We start from the raw sequence: 4,483 nt of genomic DNA on the forward strand, positions 1-4,483 counted from the left end.
TTTGCTCAGTTGAGGGCAACCTCCGCTCATGGGAAGGCCATGGCGTGAAAAGTGGGGTTCGAATTATATAAGTAACGGAAATCATTCGATAATATTGAAAGTTTCCGGCTGGCAACTTTGATGGAGCGTTACGGGCATTTTGCCAACCTAGACAGTCGCGTGTCAGAGGAAGGCGACGGTGCACATGACGTAGGCCTTGTTGAATTGCCTGGAACCGCGAGTACCGGAGGATTTTCTAGCGCAATGGACCATAGCTCGTTGAAGAAATGAAATGTTCCCAATATCTTGCGGCAACGCTGCGGTCAGGTCAGGGGTGAGGGATGGGCGCTGTAACATCATCGACGGTTGAGGTTGACGACGACGTTACCGGGCAATTGTGGAATGTGAACGACACCAAGTCGCTTGCGCAACTGATAGCGGTGATCGCACTCGGTCAAGCACAGCACGCGGTTCGAATAATCGAGGAGCTTGAGCCTCTCGCCCCTGCCCTGACAGCTGCGGAGCTTTTTCGAGGAGCCCGGGGGCAAATGTTTATCAGAGGGACGACCGAGGCACAGAAAGATACATCGCGCTACCATCGAGATGGCTTTCTGTTTGAGTGCATATCATGGATTGTCGCGCGCCAGTCGAGCTCACCGCGCACTTTCATGAAAGATCCGCATATCGCAGCGACGACGCAGGGTTTGGATGGTCTGGCGATTGAGATGGACCCCGAGAAGGACGAAATGATCGGGGCAACCATAGGCACATCGGCAACCGCTTCTCGCAATGAAGGAAGTCCCCCATTGAGAATGAAGGCTGTAGCGCCATAAAACTGGAGGATGAACCAGACCCTCGCCGCCTCAGTCATTCGACCATCGTCGTAAACGATCCATGGGACATCGGGATCGAGACCAAGAGCCGAGATCGCATTTTGCCAGTAATCAACGGATTCGAACGAAGTCTCTTCCGCCTTTGCTGCAGCTTCCCAGACCTCTATCGGGACACGTACGGCGTTCGCCACGTGTCCCTCGTCAAAGCTTTGCGGATCGCGGACGTCGAGAAGGTGAAAGCTCGCAAGGTCCCGAAGAGAGGATGGCTCGATGATCGGATCGTGGTTCATAGTTATGCTCCGACGGTTACATCACATGAAGAAGGGTGCCACCTGCTGCCAACAGCACGACGACGATCCATGGCGGCGCCTTCCAGACGACCAGCAGGATGAAACCTGTCAGAGCGAGCGCGAAATCGTATGGGTTGAGTACGGCACTCGTCCAGACCGGACTGTAGAGAGCCGCTCCGAGAATGCCGACGACGGCTGCATTGGCGCCGCGCATCGCAGCCTGGGCCGTGGGGCGTTTGCGAAAGCTGTCCCAGAAGGGCAGGGCACCGAGCAGCAGCAGGAAGCCGGGCAGGAATACCGCGATCAGACAGATGCTTGCCCCGAGGAGACCGTTTGGAGCGGGTCCCACGACCGCGCCGAGATAGGCCGCGAACGTGAACAGCGGTCCCGGAACTGCCTGAGCGGCCCCATAGCCTGCAAGGAAGGTGTCATTGGTCATCCAGCCGGGATTGACCACTTCGGCCTGCAACAACGGCAGCACGACATGACCACCGCCGAACACCAACGCACCAGACCGATAGAAGGCGTCAAAAAGCGACAGTCCCTGGAAACCTGATGCAGAGGCGATAACAGGCAAGAGGCCAAGCAGAGCGAAAAAAGCGATAAGGCAGGCAACGCCGAAGGATCGGGAAACCCGAAACGAAAGATGCGTCTCGCCCGTGACCGGGCCGTTGCGGTAAAGTACGAGACCTGCGAGCGCTCCTCCTGATATCGCGGCGATCTGTCCGATTGCCCCTGCCGAAAAGACGACGATGAGGACAGCGGCCAGCGCGATGCCCGCGCGCTCCCGATCCGGCGTCAGACTCTTCGCCATTCCCCACACCGCCTGAGCAACAACGGCGACAGCCACGATCTTCAGCCCATGTAGCAGGCCGGATCCCACCGGTCCGTCGAAAGCGGTCGCGGCCATGGCGAAGATAACAAGCAGGATTGCAGACGGCAATGTGAAGGCCACCCATGCGGCGAGTGCGCCGAGAGGACCTGCCCGAAGCAGGCCAAGCGAAAAGCCGACCTGGCTTGAGGCGGGCCCGGGAAGGAATTGGCAGAGAGCTACGAGATCGCCGTAGCCGGCCTCGTCGATCCATTTGCGGCGAACCACCAGTTCGTCGCGGAAATATCCGAGATGAGCGATCGGGCCGCCGAAGGAGGTGAGCCCGAGCTTCAGGAAGGCTGCGAAGACTTCTCCCAGTGTACCGCCTGGGCGCGCAACAGCGTCTTCATGAATTGCTTCCGCCGACGACTTCACGAAACAGCTCCTTCGCCTTTTCCCTGGCCAGTTCGAGAGCTGCAACGCCGTAAGGCGTCGCGTTGTAGATCCTGCGATGCGTGCGGCCAACCCGTTCGGTTCGCGAGGTGAGATATCCCTTCCTCTCCATGGAATGCAGCATCGGATAGAGTGTCCCGGCCGATACCTTGTAGCCGTGATGTGCGAGTTCCTCGATCATCCAGAGACCGTGGAGATCGCCTTCGGCCGCATGATGCAGGACATGAAGCCGGATGAAGCCGGAGAGAAGGTCCTGATGTTCCATTTATCACCATAAATACAAACCTCACTCTCGAAAAACGATATCGGGAACCGAGACTAGAGGTAAAGAGTTTTGCCTGCAACCGTCAAACGGATTGGCGGTTCATCGAAGCACAAACCATAGGAGAATACCGATGGTCAGTGAAGCCGATCGTGATCCGCGTCACCATACCCAGAAAATGCAGACCCGCCTGCAGGAAATCATGGATCATCTGCGGGAAGACGTCGAAAAGGTCGACGAGCCGCAACTGAAGGCGATGTTCGAAACCGCAGCCGAGGTGCTCGGCGGCCTGAAGAAGGCGTTCGGCGACTATGAAAAGAAGAACGAGGCCGCATGGCAATAGTACGACCTGATTGGCGAGAGCGGTGGTACGAATGAGCGACGCCGCCAGCACCGACGGCATCGCCAGCCTGCTCCGCACTCTGCCGGACAGGTTGCCGCGGGCTGTAACCGTGGGAGACCTTCTACGCGCGATGGGCGATCAGGGGATTGCCGTCGTGCTGCTGATGTTCGCCGTTCCTGCGATCATTCCAACGCCGGGCATTCCGGCAGGACTCGTGTTTGGTGTAGCTCTTGCTCTGTTGTCGATGCAGATCATCTTCGGCGCCGAACGATTGCGGCTTCCTGGTCGATTGGCAGCCGTGGGCATACCTCGAGCCGTTGTTGAGCGGACGGCCACACATGGCGCTCCAATCCTCGCCAGGGTGGAGCGACACATGAGACCACGCGGCAGACTGCTTTCGCAGGTTGCGATGCGGCCAGTGCTCGGGCTCGTCATCCTCACGATGGCTATCCTGATCGCCCTGCCCATTCCCTTCGGCAATATGCTGCCGGGCCTGGCCGTTCTTATTACGGCGCTGGGAATGGCACAGCGCGATTCGCTGGCAATCGGCATAGGACTGCTGGTCGCAATGATCGCCGCGACCGTCAGCTTCGGCATTCTTGCTGGCAGTTGGTGGCTGATCACGGATTGGATAGGTCTCGACACCGCTTCCAGCCACCCAAAGAACTAAATGTCCTGCGCCTCGCCAAGACCCCTGATCTGGTTCTGGAGACTCATCCGATCCAGCGAGGTGAACGGCAGACTGATGAAAATATTGAGGCGACGTTCCAGTCCGGTCAGCACCTGCGTAAACGCTTGTTTGCGCTCCCAGGCTTCACCCTCGACAAGGATCGGGTCGGGGCACCGCCAGTGCGAGGTGATGGGCAAGCCCGGCCACTCCGGAAGTGGCTCTCCGGCGGCGGTGTCACTGAGCGTGAAGACGAAGTCCAGGTCGGCGGCGCCTGCCTCCGCGAACGCCCCAAAATGCCGTGGCGTCAGATTCTCTATCGGATAATCTGCACTCCGCAACAGTTCCAAGACCGTCGGCTCGATGACCGGCGCAGGATCAACGGCCGCGCTCACGGCCTGGAAGCGACCCTTGCCGATCTTGTTCAGAATAGCTTCCGCCATCACGCTGCGAGCGGAGTTGCGGCGTGAAAGGAACAGTACGCGATAGATCCCGTGTTGCATCAATCCCCCTCGGATAACGATATCGGAAATCGATAGAGCTATGCCAATGTTGGGTGACAGTTTTATGAAGGCGACGGGAGATCTGCGACGCAGATCCTCTGTGAAAATCTGCAGGGTGGATGTCCTGGCAGAACATTGAAATTTTTATGCCGGCCTGAACCTGTTCGTGTGCCTGCGATCCACGGCTGGCTCGCTCATTGCGCCACGCACATTCGGCGGTCAAATCGGCGCCGCCGCGGGTCGCGGGGATATTGTCACCCAAACAGGCGTCACGACACGAAAGTGGAGAATCTGTCCGACTTTTAAGAACGTATCCGGAATTCAGGTTGGTTTAACCGTGGA

General features: G+C 58.3%; 6 protein-coding genes. 2 read left to right on the plus strand and 4 right to left on the minus strand.

The window, feature by feature from the left end:
• Nucleotides 1–571: 571 nt before the first annotated feature.
• Genes P7F60_RS29210 through P7F60_RS29220 form a run of 3 tightly spaced genes read right to left on the minus strand, consistent with a single transcriptional unit; the run spans nucleotide 572 to nucleotide 2,631 of the window.
• Nucleotides 572–1,102, minus strand: coding sequence for a rhodanese-like domain-containing protein (locus P7F60_RS29210; protein WP_277921056.1), 531 nt, complete (start codon nucleotides 1,100–1,102; stop codon nucleotides 572–574).
• A gap of 16 nt (nucleotides 1,103–1,118) precedes the next feature.
• Nucleotides 1,119–2,327 carry a chromate efflux transporter gene (gene chrA / locus P7F60_RS29215; protein ID WP_277921065.1) on the minus strand — a complete coding sequence of 403 codons (1,209 nt, stop codon included), beginning with the start codon at nucleotides 2,325–2,327 and terminating at the stop codon, nucleotides 1,119–1,121.
• A complete protein-coding gene (locus P7F60_RS29220) occupies nucleotides 2,320–2,631 on the minus strand; it encodes a PadR family transcriptional regulator (protein WP_277921057.1) in 312 nt (103 codons plus the stop codon). Before P7F60_RS29220 ends, chrA begins: the two co-directional genes overlap by 8 nt.
• Before the next feature lie 130 nt (nucleotides 2,632–2,761).
• Between P7F60_RS29220 and P7F60_RS29225 the strand changes: the two genes are divergently transcribed.
• Both P7F60_RS29225 and P7F60_RS29230 read left to right on the plus strand, forming a co-directional pair.
• Nucleotides 2,762–2,971, plus strand: a complete 210-nt coding sequence (locus P7F60_RS29225; protein WP_277921058.1) for a hypothetical protein — start codon at nucleotides 2,762–2,764, stop codon at nucleotides 2,969–2,971.
• A gap of 31 nt (nucleotides 2,972–3,002) precedes the next feature.
• Nucleotides 3,003–3,641 carry an exopolysaccharide biosynthesis protein gene (locus P7F60_RS29230; protein WP_277921059.1) on the plus strand — a complete coding sequence of 213 codons (639 nt, stop codon included), beginning with the start codon at nucleotides 3,003–3,005 and terminating at the stop codon, nucleotides 3,639–3,641.
• On the opposite strand, the gene P7F60_RS29235 is transcribed toward P7F60_RS29230, so the two are convergent.
• Nucleotides 3,638–4,141 carry a protein tyrosine phosphatase gene (locus P7F60_RS29235; protein WP_277921060.1) on the minus strand — a complete coding sequence of 168 codons (504 nt, stop codon included), beginning with the start codon at nucleotides 4,139–4,141 and terminating at the stop codon, nucleotides 3,638–3,640. The two genes, P7F60_RS29230 and P7F60_RS29235, sit on opposite strands and share 4 nt — an antisense overlap.
• Nucleotides 4,142–4,483: the final 342 nt, after the last annotated feature.

Origin of the sequence: Rhizobium sp. YJ-22 (assembly GCF_029601685.1) — a bacterium.
In the GTDB taxonomy this organism is placed as follows: Bacteria; Pseudomonadota; Alphaproteobacteria; order Rhizobiales; family Rhizobiaceae; genus Metarhizobium.